Here is a 15,484-nt window from a genome sequence, read left to right as displayed (position 1 = left end):
CGAGGGGCACCATGCAAGTGGTGATCGTCGATGACACGCACATCAACCTGGTGTTGATGTCGCGCCTCATCGAAAAACTGGACGGTGTCAGCACCGTCAGCTTCCAGTCGGCGCACGACGCCCTCGACTGGTGCCGCCAGCACCCGTGCGACCTCCTGATTCTCGACTACATGATGCCCGATCTGAACGGGCTCGACTTCATGGCGCGCCTGCGCGCCGACGGGCGCGAACTGCCGCCGGTGCTGATGGTCACGGCCAGCCAGGACGTCGAAGTGCGCCACCGCGCGCTCGAAAACGGGGCCAGCGATTTTCTGGCCAAGCCGGTCGACAAGGTCGAATTCCTGGCGCGCACGCGCAATATGCTGGCCCTGCGCCGCGCCAGCCTGGCCCTGCAGGACCGCGCCGTCTGGCTGGCCCAGGAAGTGGCCAAGGCCACCCACGAATTGCGCGCGCGCGAACAGGAAACCATTCTGCTGCTGTGCCGCGCCTCCGAATACCGCGACCCCGAAACGGGCGCCCACATCCAGCGCATGGCACACTATTCGGCCCTGATCGCCGAGCAGCTCGGTCTGCCGGCCCAGGAGCGGGAGGACATCCTGAACGCCGCGCCGATGCACGATATCGGCAAGGTCGGCACGCCCGACCACATTCTGCTCAAGCCCGGCCGGCTCGACGAGGCCGAGCTGGTGATCATGCGCCAGCACGCCAAGATCGGCCACGACATCCTGAAGGACAGCCAGGCGCGCATGCTGCGTCTGGCCGCGGTGATCGCCCATTCGCACCACGAGCGCTTCGACGGCCACGGCTATCCGCAGGGCCTGGCCGGGGAGGCGATTCCCCTGGTCGGACGCATCGTCGCCGTGGCCGATGTGTTCGATGCCCTGACCAGCGTGCGCCCCTACAAGCAGGCCTGGAGCCTGGAGGCCGCGCGCGACTACCTGATCGACAACCGCGGCAGCCATTTCGATCCGGTCTGCGTCGACGCGCTGCTGGCGCGCTGGGACGAGGTGCTGGCCGTGCGCGCCCGCTTCCAGGACGGCATGGCCGAAGGCGGCTAGAGCGTGCGCCACCGCCTGCTCGGCCGCCAGCTGCGCCAGGCCTTCGGCGTGGCCAGCGAACGCGACCTGTACCAGCGCATCCAGGAGCTGCGCGCGCGCGGCGACGACGGCCTGGCCGATGGCGTGGTCAGGCTGCTCCAGCTGATCGACCAGAGCTACCAGCAGTTCGAGCGCGACCTGCAGGTACGCACCCGCATGCTCGACATCTCCTCGGCCGAACTGATGGGCGCCAATGCCCAGTTGCGCGCCGAGGCCGAGCGCCAGCGCGAGATTCTGGCGTCGCTGCAGGCCTCGGTCGAGCGCCTGGCCGACGGCGCACCGCTGCCGCCGCGTCCGGCCAGCGACGATTTCGAATCCGATCTGCTGCGCCTGACCCATCTGCTCGAGCACCTGGTCCAGCAGCGCGAACAGGCGCGCGGCGCCCTGGCCAAGGCCGAGGCGAATCACCGCCGCATTCTGAACAGCCTGCGTGAGGTCGTGTTCCAGACCGATCTGGCCGGCCACTGGGTGTATCTGAACCCGGCCTGGGAAGCGATCACCGGCTTTTCCGTGGTCGACAGCCTGGGCCGGCGCGCCCTCGGTTTTGTCCTCGGCGAGGACCAGCAGCAGCATCTGCAGGCCCTGATCGCCCTGCTGTCGCAGCGCAGCGCCGACTTTCGCCAGACCCTGCGCTTCCGGACGCACGACGGCGGCCAGCGCTGGCTGCAGGTGTACGCGCGCCGCATCGAGGACGAGCGCGGCAATGTGACCGGCATGAGCGGTTCGCTGATCGACGTGACCGAACAGAAGCTGACCCAGGACCAGCTGGCCGTCAGCGAGGAGCGCCTGCGCCAGGCCCTGAAGGGCGCCGAGAGCCGCCTGTGGGACTGGAATATGGACGAGGCCCAGCCGTATGTCGAGGAGGCCTGGCTGCTCGGCCTCGGCTACGGCCTCGACGATCCGCGCCTGCGCGGCATCGACTGGCGCGCCGAGATGCATCCGGACGACGCCTGGGCCTGGCATGTGCATCTGAAGGAGCATCTGCGCCAGCAGCGGCCCGAGCTCGACATCGAACTGCGTTTTCGCACGGCCAGCGGGGCCTGGCGCTACACGGCCCTGCGCGGCAAGGTGATCGCCTGGCGCGGCAAGCGCGCGCTGCGCATCGCCGGCACCTTGCAGGACATCAGCGCCCGCAAGCTGGCCGAGCTGGAAGCCCAGCGCCAGCGCGAGCTGACCGAGCAGATTCTCGACCAGCTGCCGTTGCCGGTCTTCCTCAAGGACCGCGACGGCCGCTTCGTGCGCCTGAACCGCCAGTTCTGCCAGATGGCGCCGCTGCCCAAGGCGCAGATGCTGGGGCGCCGCATCGAAGAATTCGCCACACCCGGCTGGGTCGCCATGACGGCGCGCGAAGACGAGGAAGCCTGGCGCACGGGCCGTCTGATCACGGCCGAGCGGCGCCTGAAGTTCGTCGATCCGCCCATCGATCTGCTGGTCAACCGGGTGGTGATCACCAGCGGCGGCGAGAGCTATCTGCTGGGCTTTGCGATCGACATCAGCGAACAGCGCGCGGCGCGCGAAGCCATGCAGCGCGCGATCGAATCGGCCGAAGCGGCCAGCCGCGCGAAGAGCGAATTCCTGGCCAATATGAGCCATGAAATCCGCACCCCGATGAACGGCATCCTCGGCATGACCGAACTGGTGCTCGAATCCAAGCTCAGCGGCCAGCAGCGCGAGGACATCGGCCTGGTCAAGGCCTCGGCCGATGCCCTGCTGACGATCGTCAACGACATCCTCGACTTCTCCAAGATCGAGGCGGGCAAGCTCGACATCGAAGACATTCCCTTCGACCCGGCCCGCCTGGCCCACGCCTGCGTGCGTGCCATGCAGCTGCGCGCCCAGCAGAAGGGCCTGCGCCTGGCGCTGGAACTGGGCAGCGGCCTGCCGCCGGCCGTCAAGGGCGACCCGGGCCGCCTGCGCCAGGTGCTGCTGAACTTGCTGGGCAATGCGATCAAGTTCACCGAGCAGGGCGAGGTCGTGCTGACCGTGGCCGTCGGGCGCGTGCAGGCGCACCGGGTCGACCTGCATTTCGCCGTGCGCGACACCGGCATCGGCATCCCGGCCGACAAGCAGCGCCTGATTTTCGAGGCCTTCGCCCAGGCCGACGGCTCGACCACGCGCCAGTACGGCGGCACCGGCCTCGGCCTGACGATCAGCCGCCGCCTGGTGATCCTGATGCAGGGCGAGCTGCTGGTCGACAGCGAACCGGGGCGCGGCAGCACCTTTTATTTCACGCTGCCGCTGACGCCCAGCGCGGCCCTGGCGGACGACGAAGATGCGGCCCAGCCGCCCAGCTTGGCGCCCTTGCTGCCGGGCGCCAGCGCGGCCGGCGGCTGCGCGCGTGAGCCCGTCTACAGCAGCCAGGAGCACGCGGCCTGGCGCCTGCGCGTGCTGCTGGCCGAGGACAATCCGGTCAACCAGCGCCTGGCCGTGCGCCTGCTCGAACGCCTGGGCCACCACATCACCCTGGTCGACAATGGCCTGGCCGCGCTCGAACATGCGCAGGCCGGCGGCTTCGACCTGATTCTGCTCGACGTACAGATGCCGGGCCTGGACGGCCTGAGCGTGGCGCGTCATATCCGCCAGCGCGAGGCCGACCAGGGCGAGGGCGCCCATGTGCCGATTGTGGCGATGACGGCGCGCGCCATGCAGGGCGACCGCGAGCGCTGCCTGGCGGCCGGCATGGACGACTATCTGTCCAAGCCGATCGACGCGGCCCGCCTGCGCGACGTGGTGCGCCGCTTCGACGCCGGCGCCCAGCAGCCGGTGCTGGCCTGGCAGAGCGCGCTCAAGCGCCTCGACGACGACCTCGATCTGTTCCTTGAACTGGCCGGCATCTTCCTGGTCGACGGCCCGGCCCTGTTCGAGACCCTGGCCGCGGCCGTGCGGCGCGGCGAGCGCGAGGCCATCCAGCGCGCCGCGCATAGCCTCAAGGGTGTGCTCGTCAATTTCGGCGCCGGTCCGGCCCAGGATGCGCTCGAACAGCTGGCGCGCAGCCTGGCCGCCGGCGACAGCGCGGCCATGCTGGGCCAGCTGGCCACGCTCGGCCCGCTGCTGGACGAGGTGTATGCGGCCCTGCGCGCCCTGATCGCCGAGCACGGCGCCGCTTAGGCGTACATGTAGCGGCGTGACCAGGGCATGCCCTCGGGCCCTTCGCCGGCGCGCCCGCACACCACCTGGTACAGGCTGACCCAGTCGTGCGCGAACGCATACGCGCAGCCGGCCAGATACACGCGCCAGATGCGGTAGCGGCGCGCATCGACCAGGCTGTGCAGCTGCTCGCCGGCCGCTTCGAAACGCTCGGCCCACAGGCTGCAGGTGCGCGCGTAGTGGCGGCGCAGATTTTCCACGTCGCGCGCCTCGAGCCCGCCTTCCTGCATGGCCTGCAGCACCGTGCCGATATGGGCCAGTTCGCCATGGGGGAACACGTATTCGTCGATGAAGCGCCCGCCGCCATAGGGCGCGTCGCGGGCGTCGACACTGGTGCTGGTGATGCCGTGGTTCATGATGATGCCGCCCGGCGCGAGCAGGCTGCGCAAGTGGGCGAAATAGCTGGCCAGATTGGCCAGGCCCACATGCTCGAACATGCCGACGCTGGTGATGCGCTCAAACTCGCCGCGCACATCGCGGTAGTCCTGCAGGCGGATCTCGATCAGATGGCCGAGGCCGGCCTCGGCGACGCGCGCGCGCGCCAGTGCCGCCTGGTTTTCGGACAGGGTGATGCCGAGGCAGCGCGCGCCATAGCGCTCGGCCGCGCGCAGCACCAGCGCACCCCAGCCGCAGCCGACGTCGAGCAGGCGTTGCCCCGGCTGCAGGGCAATCTTGGCCAGGATGTGGTCGATTTTCTTCAGCTGGGCCGCGCCCAGGGTCTCGTCGCCATGCTCGAAATAGGCGCAGGAATACACCATGTTGCGGTCGAGCCAGGCCGCGTAAAAATCGTTCGAGACATCGTAGTGGTAGCGGATGGCGGCGGCGTCGCGCGCGCGCGTGTGGCGCAGCAGGCGCGTGACGCTGCGCCCCGGACGCAGGCTTGCGCGCGCCAGCTCGGTCACGATCTGGATCATGTCGGCGGCGCGCCCGCGCACCTCGATCAGGCCCTCGACATAGGCGCGCCCGAGCTGGTCGAGCGAAGGGGAGAACAGATAGCGCAGGGCGGCCGGGGCCGGGATGCGCAGGGTGACGCGCGGCGGCGCCGGGGACAGGTCGATCTGCTGCCCGTTCCACAGTTCAATGCGTAATGGCAGCACCAGCTGGCGCTGGACCTGGCGCGTCCAGTGTTGCAGGCGGACTTGCTCGAACATCGGGGCCTCCGTTGCCAGCCACGGCGGCCCCGTGCCGGCTTAAGGTTGCAGGCGCTCGCGCTGCCAGCTGCCGTCCGGCTGCAGCAGGTAGACGATGCGGTCGTGGAAGCGTGAACGGCGCCCCTGCCAGAATTCGATGCGACGCGGCTTGAGCCGGTAGCCGCCCCAGTGTGCCGGGCGCGGCGGCGCTTCGCCGTACTGGGCTTCCACCGCCGCGTAGGCGCGTTCGAGCGCCTCGCGGCTGTCGATCGGGTCGCTTTGGTGGGAAGCCAGGGCCGCCAGCCGACTTTTCAGGGGCCGGCTGTGGAAGTACTTGTCGCTTTCTTCGGCAGCAGTCAGTTCGACGTCTCCTTCAATGCGGACCTGGCGTTCCAGTTCGCTCCAGAAGAATAGCAAGGCGGCGTGCGGATGGGCGCGCAATTGCCGTCCCTTATCGCTGGCGTAATTCGTGTACCAGGTGAAGCCGCGCGCGTCGAATTGCTTGATCAGCACGATGCGCGAATGCGGGCGCCCGTCCTCGTCGACCGTGGACAGGCCCATGGCGTTCGGCTCGTTGACTTCGGCCTTGATGGCTTCGTCGAACCACTTGGCGAACTGGGCGATCGGGTCGGCCAGCACATCGGATTCGGACAGGCTGGCCTGGCCGTAGTCGCGGCGCAGATCGGCCAGGGCCTGGCCCGAGGCCGGCGCGCCGATGCCGCGGCGCTGCTGCATGGCCTCGCCCAGGGCCTTGAGCTGAGCCGGGCTGAACAGGCGGCGCGCCATCGGCGTGACCTGGGTTTCCTCGACCTCCATGTGGCGCGCATAGGTCTCGGCGAAGCGGCGCACATCGGCCGGATTGAGGAAGGTGGCGCTGCCCTCGGCGATGGCCTTGAGCTGCTCGTGCAGGTCCTGCCAGATGGCAAACATGGTCGAATGGTCTTCGATCAGGGCCGGCACCAGGCGCGCCAGGGTTTCCGCGTCCTCGCCATTGGCCGTGGCCAGCAGCATCGGAATCAGGTTCTGCTCTTCGTCTTCGTGGTGCAGCGGGGCACCTTTGTCAAAATAATTGAGCACCGCCTGGGCCGCCTTCTGGGCGTCGGCGTCGGCGCCGTGGGCGGGCAGGTGGGCCAGCAGGCGCTCGAGCGTCTGCATTTGTTTGCGGATGCGGTCGTGGCAATGCTTGAGGACGGCCAGCGGCTCATCAAAGCCGGGCGCGGTATCGATCAGGGACGCGGTCATGACAGGCTTTCGGATACGGAAGCTTTCATTGTAGTGCAGGCGCCGCGCCTGTGTCCGCTAAAATGGCGGAATGGATGATCTTCACGATATGGATTTCTCGCGCCGCTTTGGCGGCATTGCCCGCTTGTATGGCGCCGCCGCGCTGGCGCGCTTTCGTGCCGCCCATGTGTGTGTGATCGGCGTCGGCGGCGTTGGTTCCTGGGTGGTCGAGGCGCTCGCGCGCAGCGCCATCGGCAGGCTGACCCTGATCGACCTCGACAATGTGGCCGAATCGAATATCAACCGCCAGATCCAGGCCCTGAGCTCGACCATCGGCCTGCCCAAGATCGAGGCGCTGGCGCGCCGCATCGGCGAGATCAATCCCGAGTGCCAGCTGCACCTGGTCGAAGATTTCGTCGACGCCGGCAATCTCGAGGCCCTGGTCGGCGCCCCCGGCTACGACTACGTGATCGATGCGATCGACAGCGTCAAGGCCAAGACCGCGCTGATCGCCTATTGCCACGCGCGCCAGATTCCCCTGGTCACGGTCGGCGGCGCCGGCGGCCAGACCGATCCGACCAAGATCGAAGTGCGCGACCTGTCCAAGACCGAGCAGGAGCCGCTGCTGGCCAAGGTGCGCAAGAAGCTGCGCCGCGAGCATGGTTTCCCGCGCGGCAACCGCAACAAGCTGCACATCGACGCCGTGTTCTCGATGGAGCCGCTGCGCTTTCCCGAGAACGAGGCCAGCTGCTCGCTCGACGCCGACGAGCGCGCCGTCACCGGCCTGAACTGCGCCGGCTTCGGCTCGGCCATGGTGGTCACGGCCAGTTTCGGCCTGGTGGCGGCCGGCCACGTGCTGCGCAAGCTGGCCGCCCCGGCCGCCGCCGCGGACCCCGAAACTGTGCAGCCCGAGGCGGCCTTGCTATCATAGGCCGGTCATCCACTTTTGCTGCTTACGACGATGAAACTGCTCCCCCTGTCGCTGGCCCTGCTGCTGGCTGCCGGCATCGCCCAGGCCCAGACCCCGGCCGCTTCCACGCCCGACGCCCCCGCGCCCCAGGCCGCCCCGGCCGCGGCCCCGGAACCGGAACTGCCGCCCCTGATCAAGACCGACACCCGGATCGGCAGCGGCGCCGAAGCCCAGGTCGGCAATACCGTGCTCGTCAATTACACGGGCTGGCTGCACAAGCCGCTCGCGCTGAACCAGCGCGGCAAGATGTTCGATACCTCGAACGGGCGCGGCCCGCTCGAATTCCAGCTCGGCGCCGGGCGCGTCATCAAGGGCTGGGAGCAAGGCATTCTCGGCATGAAGGTGGGCGGCAAGCGCACCCTGATCATTCCTTCCCATCTGGCTTACGGCAAGCGCGGCGCGCCGGGCGGCTCGATTCCGCCCGATGCCGATCTGGTGTTCGACGTCGAATTGGTCGGCGTGAAATAAACAAGGAGGCGCCATGCGTGTCGTCAACGATGTGACCGAACTGGTCGGCAATACCCCGCTCGTGCGGATCCGCCGTCTGACGGCCAGCGGCGGCGCCAGCGTGCTCGCCAAGCTCGAGTATTTCAATCCCGGCCACAGCGTCAAGGACCGGATCGGCCTGGCCATGGTCGAAGCGGCCGAGCAGGCCGGACAGATCAAGCCCGACAGCATCATCGTCGAGCCGACCAGCGGCAATACCGGCATCGCGCTGGCGATGGTGTGCGCGGCGCGCGGCTACCGCTGCACGCTGGTCATGCCCGAGACCATGAGCATGGAGCGGCGCCAGCTGCTGCGCGCCTACGGCGCCGAGCTGATCCTCACGCCCGGGCCTGAAGGCATGGCCGGCGCGATCCGGAAAGCGGCCGAGCTGGTGGCGGCCGATCCGCGCTATCTGATGCTGCAGCAGTTCACCAACCCGGCCAATCCGGCCGTACACCGGCGCACCACGGCCGAGGAAATCTGGGCCGATACCGATGGCCAGGTCGACATCGTCGTGGCCGGGGTCGGCACGGGCGGCACGATCACCGGCGTGGGCGAAGTGCTCAAGGCGCGCAAGCCCGGGCTACGCGTGGTGGCAGTCGAGCCCGAGGCCTCGCCGATGCTGTCGAAGGGGACCAAGGGGCCGCATCCGATCCAGGGCATCGGCGCCGGCTTCGTGCCGGAGGTGCTGAACACCGGCGTGTACGACGAAGTCATCTGCGTGAAGGCCGAGGACGCCTTCGCGACGGCGCGCGCGGCGGCCGAGCAGGAAGGCCTGCTGGTCGGCATTTCCTCGGGCGCCGCGTTGTGGGCCGCGCTGCAGGTGGCGCAGCGACCCGAGAACGCCGGCAAGACCATCGTCACCATCATCCCCTCGTATGGCGAGCGCTACCTGAGCACCGCCCTGTACGCCAACCTCGCCCACTAGGCCGGCCCAGCCCCTCTTTTTCCCCGCGGATAAATCGGGGTCAGACCCCATTTTTCTCGGAGGATAAATGGGGTCTGACCCCGATTTTGTTGGGGGTTAATGGAGGGCGCAGGCGTGCGCGGTCGTGCCTTGCTCGACCTGCAGGGTGCAGTGGTGGATCGCGAAGCGCTCCTTCAGATGGGCGGCGATGCGGTCGACCTCGGCATCGCCGGGATAGCCGGCGGGCATCACGAGGTGCACGGTCAGCGCCGTCTCGGTCGTGCTCATCGCCCAGATGTGCAGGTCGTGCATGTCGGCCACGCCGGCCTGCTGGCGCAGGTAGGCCGTGACGGCCTCGGGGTCGACGTGGTCGGGCACGGCGCCCAGCACCAGACGCAGCGACGCGGCCAGCAGGCTCCAGGTCGACACCACGATCAGACCGACAATCAGCAGCGACACCAGCGGATCGATCCAGGCCGCGCCGCTGACGGCGATCAGCAGGCCGGAGATCACCACGCCAAGCGAAATCGCGGCATCGGCCGCCATGTGCTGGAACGCGGCCTTCTGGTTGAGGTCGTGATCGCTGCCGGCCATGAACAGCCAGGCCGAGGCGCCGTTGATCAGAATGCCGATGCCGGCCACCAGCATGATGGTGCCGGTCTGCACCGGCGCGGGATCGCTGAAACGGTGCGCGGCCTCCCAGGCAATCGCGCCGCAGGCCAGCATCAGCAGCAGGGCATTGAGCAGGGCGGCCAGGATCGAACTGCCGCGCAGCCCGTAGGTAAAACGCGCGCTCGGACTGCGCCGGGCCAGCGCGGCGGCGCCCCAGGCCAGCACCAGACCGAGCACGTCGGACAGATTGTGGCCGGCGTCGGCCATCAGCGCGGTGGAATTGGCCAGCACGCCGTAGACGAATTCGACGCCGACGAAGACGACGTTCAGGCCGATCGCCCAGGCGAAACGGCGCCCGGCCTGGCTCAGATCGGCCGGGCCGTGATGGTGGTGGCCATGACCATGGCCATGACCGTGGCCATGCTCGTGGCCGTGCCCGCAGCTGTGCCCGTGCCCATGCTCGTGGTGGTGGTGATGGGAATGATCATGACTCATGGGTGGGCTCCTGGCTGGGTTCGGCAATGTGTTCGAGCATATCGGCCAGCACGTGGCGGATGTGGGCATCCATCGCCGCGTAGAACACCTGGCGTCCGTGGCGCTCGGCCTTGAGGATGCGCGCCGCGCGCAGCAGGCGCAGATGGTGGCTGACCAGCGAGGGCGACAGCGCCAAGCTCTCGGCAATATCGCCGACGGCGATCGGGGCCGGCAGGCAGGCCATCACGATGCGCAGGCGGGTCGGGTCGCCGAGCAGATGGAACAGATCGGCCAGTTCGGCAATGGCGGCGTCGGAGGTCGGTGGCGGCATTTGGCTTCAATATGTGAACAGCTGTTCACATATTAGCATAAACCCGCGGCGGCGCTGTAACAAGCTGTAAATGCAGCGCCGCAGCCGTGCGGCGCGGGAGTAAAGTAATGTGCTTGTTTGGAGAATTGTGATGAAAAGCTTGCTCGTTCTTCCCCTCGCCGGCGCCTTGCTGGCCGGTTGTGTGGTGGCCCCGTCGGCCCCGCCCATGATTGCCCGTCTGCCGGAGTCGGCCGTGCCGGTCGCGGCCCCGGTCAGCGCCGATGGCTGGCGCGTGGTCTCGGTGACTCCGGTCGCTCCGGGCACGCCGCGCGACCCGAACTACACGGTCGAAACCCTGCCGACCGCGCCGGCCCCGGTCGTCACCACCAGCGTGGTCCAGCAGCCGGTCTACTACTACCCGCAGCCGGTGGTGGTGGAGCGTCCCGTGTATGTCGATCCGTGGCCGGTGGCCGTCGGCGTCGGCCTCACGCTCGGCTGGTGGAGCAGCCGCTGGTGCTGCTCGCGCGGCTATGGCCACTACGGTCACTACCGCGGCCGTCACTAAGCCTTATTTGCGCTGGCCGTCGGCGTCGCGCTCCTCGATCGGACCGAGGCGCAGCCGGGCCAGCTGCGGCAGCACGGTTTTCTTGTCGCCCGCGGCCACCACGATCAGGTGGGCCGGATCGAGGTAGCGCCGCGCCGCCGCCTGCGCCTGGGCGGCCGTCACCGTGGCGAACTGCTGCGGCAGGCCCTGGTAGTAGCGCAGGTCAAGCCCATACAGGAAGACATTCGCCAGACTGGCCCCGACCGCGCGGTTGGTTTCAAACAGGCCCGGCAGCGATAGCACCTGGGCATTGCGCGCATTGGCCAGTTCGGCCGGCCCAAGCGGGCGCGCGCGCATGCCGTTCAATTCCTTCAGCATCTCGCGCACCGAGGCGCCGGCCACGTCATTGCGCACGCTGCCGGCGGCGACGAACTGGCCGCCCAGGCGGCGGTAGCCGAAGCTGGAGAACATGCCGTAGCTATAGCCCCGGGTCTCGCGCAGATTATTGTTCAGGCGGCTCGAGAACATGCCGCCCAGCGCCCCATTCATCACTTCGAGCACCGGATAGTCGGGCGTGTCGCGCGCCGGACCGGGCGCCACCACGCGCAGCCCGGTCTGGGCCGCGCCGGGCTTGTCGACAAACACCACGCGCGCCTGGGTCGGCTGGGCCGGCGGCAGGGCCAGCGGCGCCGGGGCCGTGCCCTGCCACTGGCCGAACTTGGCTTCGGCCAGGCTGCGCAGCTGCTCGCGCGTGATGTCGCCGGCCACGATCAGGGCCGCATTGGCCGGCACATAGTGGCGTTGCCAGAAGCCGAGCAGATCGGCGCGGCTGGTGGCGCGGATCGCCGCCTCGGTGCCGATCTGGCCGTAGCCATACGGGTGCTGCGGGCCATACATGGCCATCGCGCCGGCCAGTGCCGTGAGGGCGGCCGGATTCTCGCGGATCTGCACCAGGTCGCCCAGACGGGCGGCGCGCTGGCGTTCGATCTCGGCCTCGGGGAAGCTCGGGTGCTGGACCACGTCGGCCAGCACATCGAGGCCCTGGGCAAAATTATGCGACAGCGACAGCAGGGTCACGCGCGCGGCGTCCGGCCCGCTGCTGGCGCCGAACAGGGCGCCCAGCTGGGCGATCTCGTCGGCGATCTGCTGGGAGCTGCGCTGCTGCGTGCCTTCTTCCAGCATCTGGGCGGTAAAGCCGGCCAGGCCGGGGCGCGTGACCGGGCTCGCTTCGGAGCCGGCTTTGAGCACCAGCTCGGCCGCCAGCATCGGCAGGGCCGGGTTGTAGTGGTGGATCACGGTCAGGCCATTGGCCAGGCGGAAGGATTCGCCCGTCGGCAGGCTGAACTGCGGAGCCGGGCCGGGCTGCGGCGCCTGATAGCGCCAGGCTTCATCGGCCTGCAGCGGCGTGGCCCGGTGGGCCAGACGCGGCCGCGCCGGCGGCACCGGCACATCGGGCGCCAGCACCGGCTCGCCCGGCAGGCCATGCACGACCACGCGCGCCTGATCGCCGAGCTGGGCCGCCATCACGGCGCGCACATCGGCCGCGCTGACGCGGCGCACGCGCGCCAGGTCCTGCTCCACATAGCCGGGGTCGCCCGTGTACTGGTTGTACAGATTGAGCTGGTTGGCCAGACCCTGGCCGCCGAGCTTTTCCATGCCCATCAGCATGCCCGTCTCGATCGTGTTGCGCGCGCGCTCGACTTCCTTTTCGCTCGGGCCGCGCGTGCGCAGGTCTTCCAGTTCGGCCTGGATGGCCGCTTCGATCTCGGCCGCCGTGTGGCCGGGCCGGGCCGTGACGTCGACCACGAAGGTCGAGGCCAGCAGATTCGAGCTCTGGGCCGCATTCACGTCCTGGGCGATCTGCTTGTCGTAGACCAGGGACTTGTACAGGCGGCTCGACTTGCCGCCGCCCAGCACCTGGGCCGCCACCGCCAGCTCGATATCGCCGGGCTTGAACGCGGGCGAGGTCAGCCAGCCCATGAACACGCGCGGCAGCTCGACGCGGTCGTGCACGGTCAGGCGCTTTTCGGCCGTGATCGGCGGCGTCAGCACCTGCGGCGGCGCGACCTCGGGACCGCGCTTGAAGCTGCCGAAATACTTGTCGATCAGGGCGCGCGTGCGCGCCTTGTCGATGTCGCCGGCGATCACCAGGCTGGCGTTGTTGGGGCTGTAGTAGCGCGTGAAGAAGGCGCGCACATCGGCCAAGCGCGCGTTCTGGATGTCGGCGTGGGAGCCGATCACATAGGCATGGTAGGGGTGGTTCTTGGGGAACAGATTGTGGTAGAGCGCCTCCTCCACCACGCCATACGGCCGGTTCTCGACCGTCTGACGGCGTTCATTGCGCACCACGTCCTGCTGGTTGGACAGGGCCTTCTGGTCGAGCACGTCGAGCAGATAGCCCATGCGGTCGCTGTGGATCCACAGGGCCAGCTCGAGCTGGTTGCTGGGCACGGTGTCGTAGTAATTGGTGCGGTCGAAATCCGTGCTGCCGTTGGAGTCGGTCACGCCGGCCCCTTCGAGCAGGCGGTCGGCCAGGCCGCGCGGCACATGGCGCGTGCCGGCGAACATCATGTGTTCGAACAGGTGGGCGAAGCCGGTCAGGCCCGGGCCTTCGTTGGCGGGGCCGACGTGGTACCACAGATTGACGGCCACGATCGGCAGCTTGTGGTCCTCGACCAGGATCACCTGCAGGCCATTGGGCAGCGTGTATTTGTCGAAGGCGATCTGCGGGGCCTGGGCCAGCGGCGCAGCCAGGGCGGCGCCGCTCCAGGCGGCGGGCGCGGCCAGACAGGCCGCCAGCAGGGCGGGGAGCAGGAGTCGTTTCATCGGTTTATTTTTGCAGTTCGGCCTGCAGCGCGCTGCGGGTCTTGGCGTCGAGCTTCTGGATGGCTTTGTCGAGCTTGGCGGCGCGCTCGAGCGCAGCCGTTTGCTCGGGCGTCAGCGTGGCCGGTGCTGCGGCCGGCGCCGGCGCGGGCCGCGCCAGCACGGCCACCAGCAAGCCGCCCAGCAGCGCCGCCACGGCCGCCACGCCGATGGTACGCCAGTCGATCGCGGCGGCGGCGCGCGCTTGCGGCCGGGCCACGGGCTGGCCGCTGGCGGCCGCCAGGCGCGCCAGCGCTTCCTCGAGAATCGCCTCGTTCATCGCCACCAGGGCGAACACCGGATCATCGACGTCGATGCGGGCGCCGGTCTTTTCGAAAACGAGGCTGCGCAGCTTGTGCGGGTCCATGGCGGCTTACCAGCTGACTTGGTCGAGCTGCTCGAACAGATCGCGGAACACCACCTTCACGCGCTGCTTTTCCATCAGATTGAACTTATCGCTTTCCTTCACCTCGGCCGCCGTCAGGCGCGCGGTGTTCATCTTCTTGATGTCGGCCCCGAAGGTGTCGGCATTGCGCTGGGTGAGCACGACGCGCCCGCGCACGCGCCCCGCATGCTCCTGGTAGGTGGCCGATTCGATGAACAGCTTGCCCGAGGCCGATTGCAGCGGGCCGAAGTGGTGGTTCTCCCACAGCACCAGCGGCACCGCGGTGGCCTTGGCGGTCGAGACGAAGCCGGTGGCGGTGTCGTGCAGGGTGTCGCCGCCGCCGACGATCGTATGGATGTACACCTGGCGGCCCGACTCCTGCAGCAGGGCGAAGCAGTCGTTCTCGATCAGGTAGCCCATCAGGGGGGAGAAGGTGTTCGAGCCATTGTCGATCACGCAGTTGCCGTCCTGCTCGAGCAGGTCGATCATGAGCGCGTCGAAGCGTTTCGGGTCGATGTTGTAGCCATCGGCGCTGACCGGCACGTGCTTGACCTGCAGCGCCTTGTAGCGCGAGAAGGTGGGATTTTCCTGGTCGGTGTCGTAGCAGCGCAGAGGCAGCGTGTCCTTGCCGGCGATCCATTGCGCAAGGATGGTCGACACCAGCGTCTTGCCGATGCCCCCTTTGCCCTGCAAGATGAAATGCACGGTGTTTTGCATCCTAGTCTCCCCAAACGAATTCAGCGCGCATGCCTGCGGCATGCCGACCTGAACTATACCTCGGGAGACGGTCCGGACGCTACCGGCCCGGCCTAGGCGATCATGCGCAGCAAACCTTGCATCGCGTGCATGACGGACTGCTGGCGCACGGCCGCGCGGTCGCCGCTGAAGACTTTGCGCTCGGTCTGGACCTGGTCGCCGCGCGCCCAGGCAAAGCAGACCGTGCCGACCGGCTTGCCCGGCACCGCGCCGGTCGGGCCGGCGATGCCGGTGGTCGCCAGGGCCAGATGGGCATTCGAGTTGGCCAGCGCGCCGCTGGCCATGGCGGCGGCGACTTCTTCCGACACGCTGCCGAACTGGGCGATCAGGGCGTCGGGCACATCGAGCTGGTGCACCTTGGCCGCATTCGAGTAGCATACGAAGCCGCAGTCGAACCAGCTGGTGGAGCCGGCCACGTCGGTGACGGCGACGGCGACCCCGCCGCCGGTGCAGGATTCGGCTGTGGCCAGCAGCAGCCCCTTGGCGTGCAGGGCCTGGCCGAGGCGGACCGCCAGGTCATAGGTCTCTTGGCTCACGATGCTCTCCTTGTGCGCGGATGGTGGGGCCTACTTTACGCGCGCCC

Annotated in this window: 14 protein-coding genes; 6 read left to right on the top strand and 8 right to left on the bottom strand. The window is 68.6% G+C overall.

Annotation, left to right across the window (positions count from 1 at the left end; translation table 11 throughout):
* Positions 1-11 precede the first annotated feature (11 nt).
* Both LZ005_RS18925 and LZ005_RS18920 read left to right on the top strand, forming a co-directional pair.
* Positions 12-1,058, top strand: coding sequence for an HD domain-containing phosphohydrolase (locus LZ005_RS18925; protein WP_237810066.1), 1,047 nt, complete (start codon positions 12-14; stop codon positions 1,056-1,058).
* Between the two features lie 3 nt (positions 1,059-1,061).
* Positions 1,062-4,205 (top strand): PAS domain S-box protein, encoded by a 3,144-nt coding sequence (locus LZ005_RS18920; protein ID WP_237810065.1) that lies wholly within the window; start codon positions 1,062-1,064, stop codon positions 4,203-4,205.
* Here LZ005_RS18920 and LZ005_RS18915 read toward each other — a convergent pair.
* Complete coding sequence (locus LZ005_RS18915) at positions 4,202-5,395, bottom strand: cyclopropane-fatty-acyl-phospholipid synthase family protein (RefSeq protein WP_237810064.1); 1,194 nt, start codon at positions 5,393-5,395, stop codon at positions 4,202-4,204. The two genes, LZ005_RS18920 and LZ005_RS18915, sit on opposite strands and share 4 nt — an antisense overlap.
* Positions 5,396-5,434: 39 nt before the next feature.
* On the bottom strand, positions 5,435-6,616 hold the full coding sequence (gene pdxH / locus LZ005_RS18910; RefSeq protein ID WP_237810063.1) for a pyridoxamine 5'-phosphate oxidase: 1,182 nt from the start codon (positions 6,614-6,616) through the stop codon (positions 5,435-5,437).
* 70 nt (positions 6,617-6,686) lie between these two features.
* Here pdxH and tcdA point away from each other — a divergent pair, with 70 nt between their 5' ends.
* From tcdA to cysK, 3 genes are read left to right on the top strand one after another with little or no spacing between them, the layout of a single operon-like run.
* Positions 6,687-7,526, top strand: coding sequence for a tRNA cyclic N6-threonylcarbamoyladenosine(37) synthase TcdA (tcdA, locus tag LZ005_RS18905; protein WP_237810062.1), 840 nt, complete (start codon positions 6,687-6,689; stop codon positions 7,524-7,526).
* A gap of 30 nt (positions 7,527-7,556) precedes the next feature.
* The gene (locus tag LZ005_RS18900) at positions 7,557-8,033 is read left to right on the top strand and encodes an FKBP-type peptidyl-prolyl cis-trans isomerase (RefSeq protein ID WP_237810061.1); all 477 of its coding nucleotides are present in this window, start codon (positions 7,557-7,559) and stop codon (positions 8,031-8,033) included.
* A gap of 13 nt (positions 8,034-8,046) precedes the next feature.
* Positions 8,047-8,979, top strand: a complete 933-nt coding sequence (cysK, locus tag LZ005_RS18895; protein WP_237810060.1) for a cysteine synthase A — start codon at positions 8,047-8,049, stop codon at positions 8,977-8,979.
* A gap of 96 nt (positions 8,980-9,075) precedes the next feature.
* Here cysK and LZ005_RS18890 read toward each other — a convergent pair whose 3' ends face one another.
* Entirely contained in the window at positions 9,076-10,065 is a 990-nt protein-coding gene (locus tag LZ005_RS18890; RefSeq protein ID WP_237810059.1) for a cation diffusion facilitator family transporter, read from the bottom strand.
* A complete protein-coding gene (locus LZ005_RS18885; RefSeq protein WP_237810058.1) occupies positions 10,055-10,375 on the bottom strand; it encodes a helix-turn-helix transcriptional regulator in 321 nt (106 codons plus the stop codon). Before LZ005_RS18885 ends, LZ005_RS18890 begins: the two co-directional genes overlap by 11 nt.
* A 130-nt stretch (positions 10,376-10,505) precedes the next feature.
* Between LZ005_RS18885 and LZ005_RS18880 the strand changes: the two genes are divergently transcribed.
* Entirely contained in the window at positions 10,506-10,919 is a 414-nt protein-coding gene (locus tag LZ005_RS18880; RefSeq protein ID WP_237810057.1) for a hypothetical protein, read from the top strand.
* 3 nt (positions 10,920-10,922) lie between these two features.
* Here LZ005_RS18880 and LZ005_RS18875 read toward each other — a convergent pair whose 3' ends face one another.
* The 4 genes from LZ005_RS18875 to LZ005_RS18860 form a co-directional block, all read right to left on the bottom strand.
* Positions 10,923-13,724, bottom strand: a complete 2,802-nt coding sequence (locus LZ005_RS18875) for a pitrilysin family protein (RefSeq protein ID WP_237810056.1) — start codon at positions 13,722-13,724, stop codon at positions 10,923-10,925.
* A gap of 4 nt (positions 13,725-13,728) precedes the next feature.
* Complete coding sequence (locus LZ005_RS18870; RefSeq protein WP_237810055.1) at positions 13,729-14,127, bottom strand: hypothetical protein; 399 nt, start codon at positions 14,125-14,127, stop codon at positions 13,729-13,731.
* A gap of 6 nt (positions 14,128-14,133) precedes the next feature.
* The gene (locus tag LZ005_RS18865; RefSeq protein ID WP_237810054.1) at positions 14,134-14,862 is read right to left on the bottom strand and encodes a hypothetical protein; all 729 of its coding nucleotides are present in this window, start codon (positions 14,860-14,862) and stop codon (positions 14,134-14,136) included.
* A 92-nt stretch (positions 14,863-14,954) separates the two neighbouring features.
* Positions 14,955-15,437 (bottom strand): CinA family protein, encoded by a 483-nt coding sequence (locus LZ005_RS18860; RefSeq protein ID WP_237810053.1) that lies wholly within the window; start codon positions 15,435-15,437, stop codon positions 14,955-14,957.
* Between the last annotated feature and the right edge of the window lie 47 nt (positions 15,438-15,484).

The organism is Massilia sp. TS11 (assembly GCF_022012445.1).
GTDB lineage: Bacteria > Pseudomonadota > Gammaproteobacteria > Burkholderiales > Burkholderiaceae_D > Telluria.
Note: the sequence above shows the minus strand (reverse complement) of the source record. Positions and strands in the feature narration are given on the sequence as shown.

Excerpts from the sequence above, each read along its gene's own strand:
- LZ005_RS18925 (WP_237810066.1), top strand. The coding sequence starts at position 12 with ATGCAAGTGGTGATCGTCGATGACACGCACATCAACCTGGTGTTGATG.
- LZ005_RS18915 (WP_237810064.1), bottom strand. The coding sequence starts at position 5,395 with ATGTTCGAGCAAGTCCGCCTGCAACACTGGACGCGCCAGGTCCAGCGC.
- pdxH (WP_237810063.1), bottom strand. The coding sequence starts at position 6,616 with ATGACCGCGTCCCTGATCGATACCGCGCCCGGCTTTGATGAGCCGCTG.
- tcdA (WP_237810062.1), top strand. The coding sequence starts at position 6,687 with ATGGATGATCTTCACGATATGGATTTCTCGCGCCGCTTTGGCGGCATT.
- LZ005_RS18900 (WP_237810061.1), top strand. The coding sequence starts at position 7,557 with ATGAAACTGCTCCCCCTGTCGCTGGCCCTGCTGCTGGCTGCCGGCATC.
- cysK (WP_237810060.1), top strand. The coding sequence starts at position 8,047 with ATGCGTGTCGTCAACGATGTGACCGAACTGGTCGGCAATACCCCGCTC.
- LZ005_RS18890 (WP_237810059.1), bottom strand. The coding sequence starts at position 10,065 with ATGAGTCATGATCATTCCCATCACCACCACCACGAGCATGGGCACGGG.
- LZ005_RS18885 (WP_237810058.1), bottom strand. The coding sequence starts at position 10,375 with ATGCCGCCACCGACCTCCGACGCCGCCATTGCCGAACTGGCCGATCTG.
- LZ005_RS18880 (WP_237810057.1), top strand. The coding sequence starts at position 10,506 with ATGAAAAGCTTGCTCGTTCTTCCCCTCGCCGGCGCCTTGCTGGCCGGT.
- LZ005_RS18875 (WP_237810056.1), bottom strand. The coding sequence starts at position 13,724 with ATGAAACGACTCCTGCTCCCCGCCCTGCTGGCGGCCTGTCTGGCCGCG.
- LZ005_RS18870 (WP_237810055.1), bottom strand. The coding sequence starts at position 14,127 with ATGGACCCGCACAAGCTGCGCAGCCTCGTTTTCGAAAAGACCGGCGCC.
- LZ005_RS18865 (WP_237810054.1), bottom strand. The coding sequence starts at position 14,862 with ATGCAAAACACCGTGCATTTCATCTTGCAGGGCAAAGGGGGCATCGGC.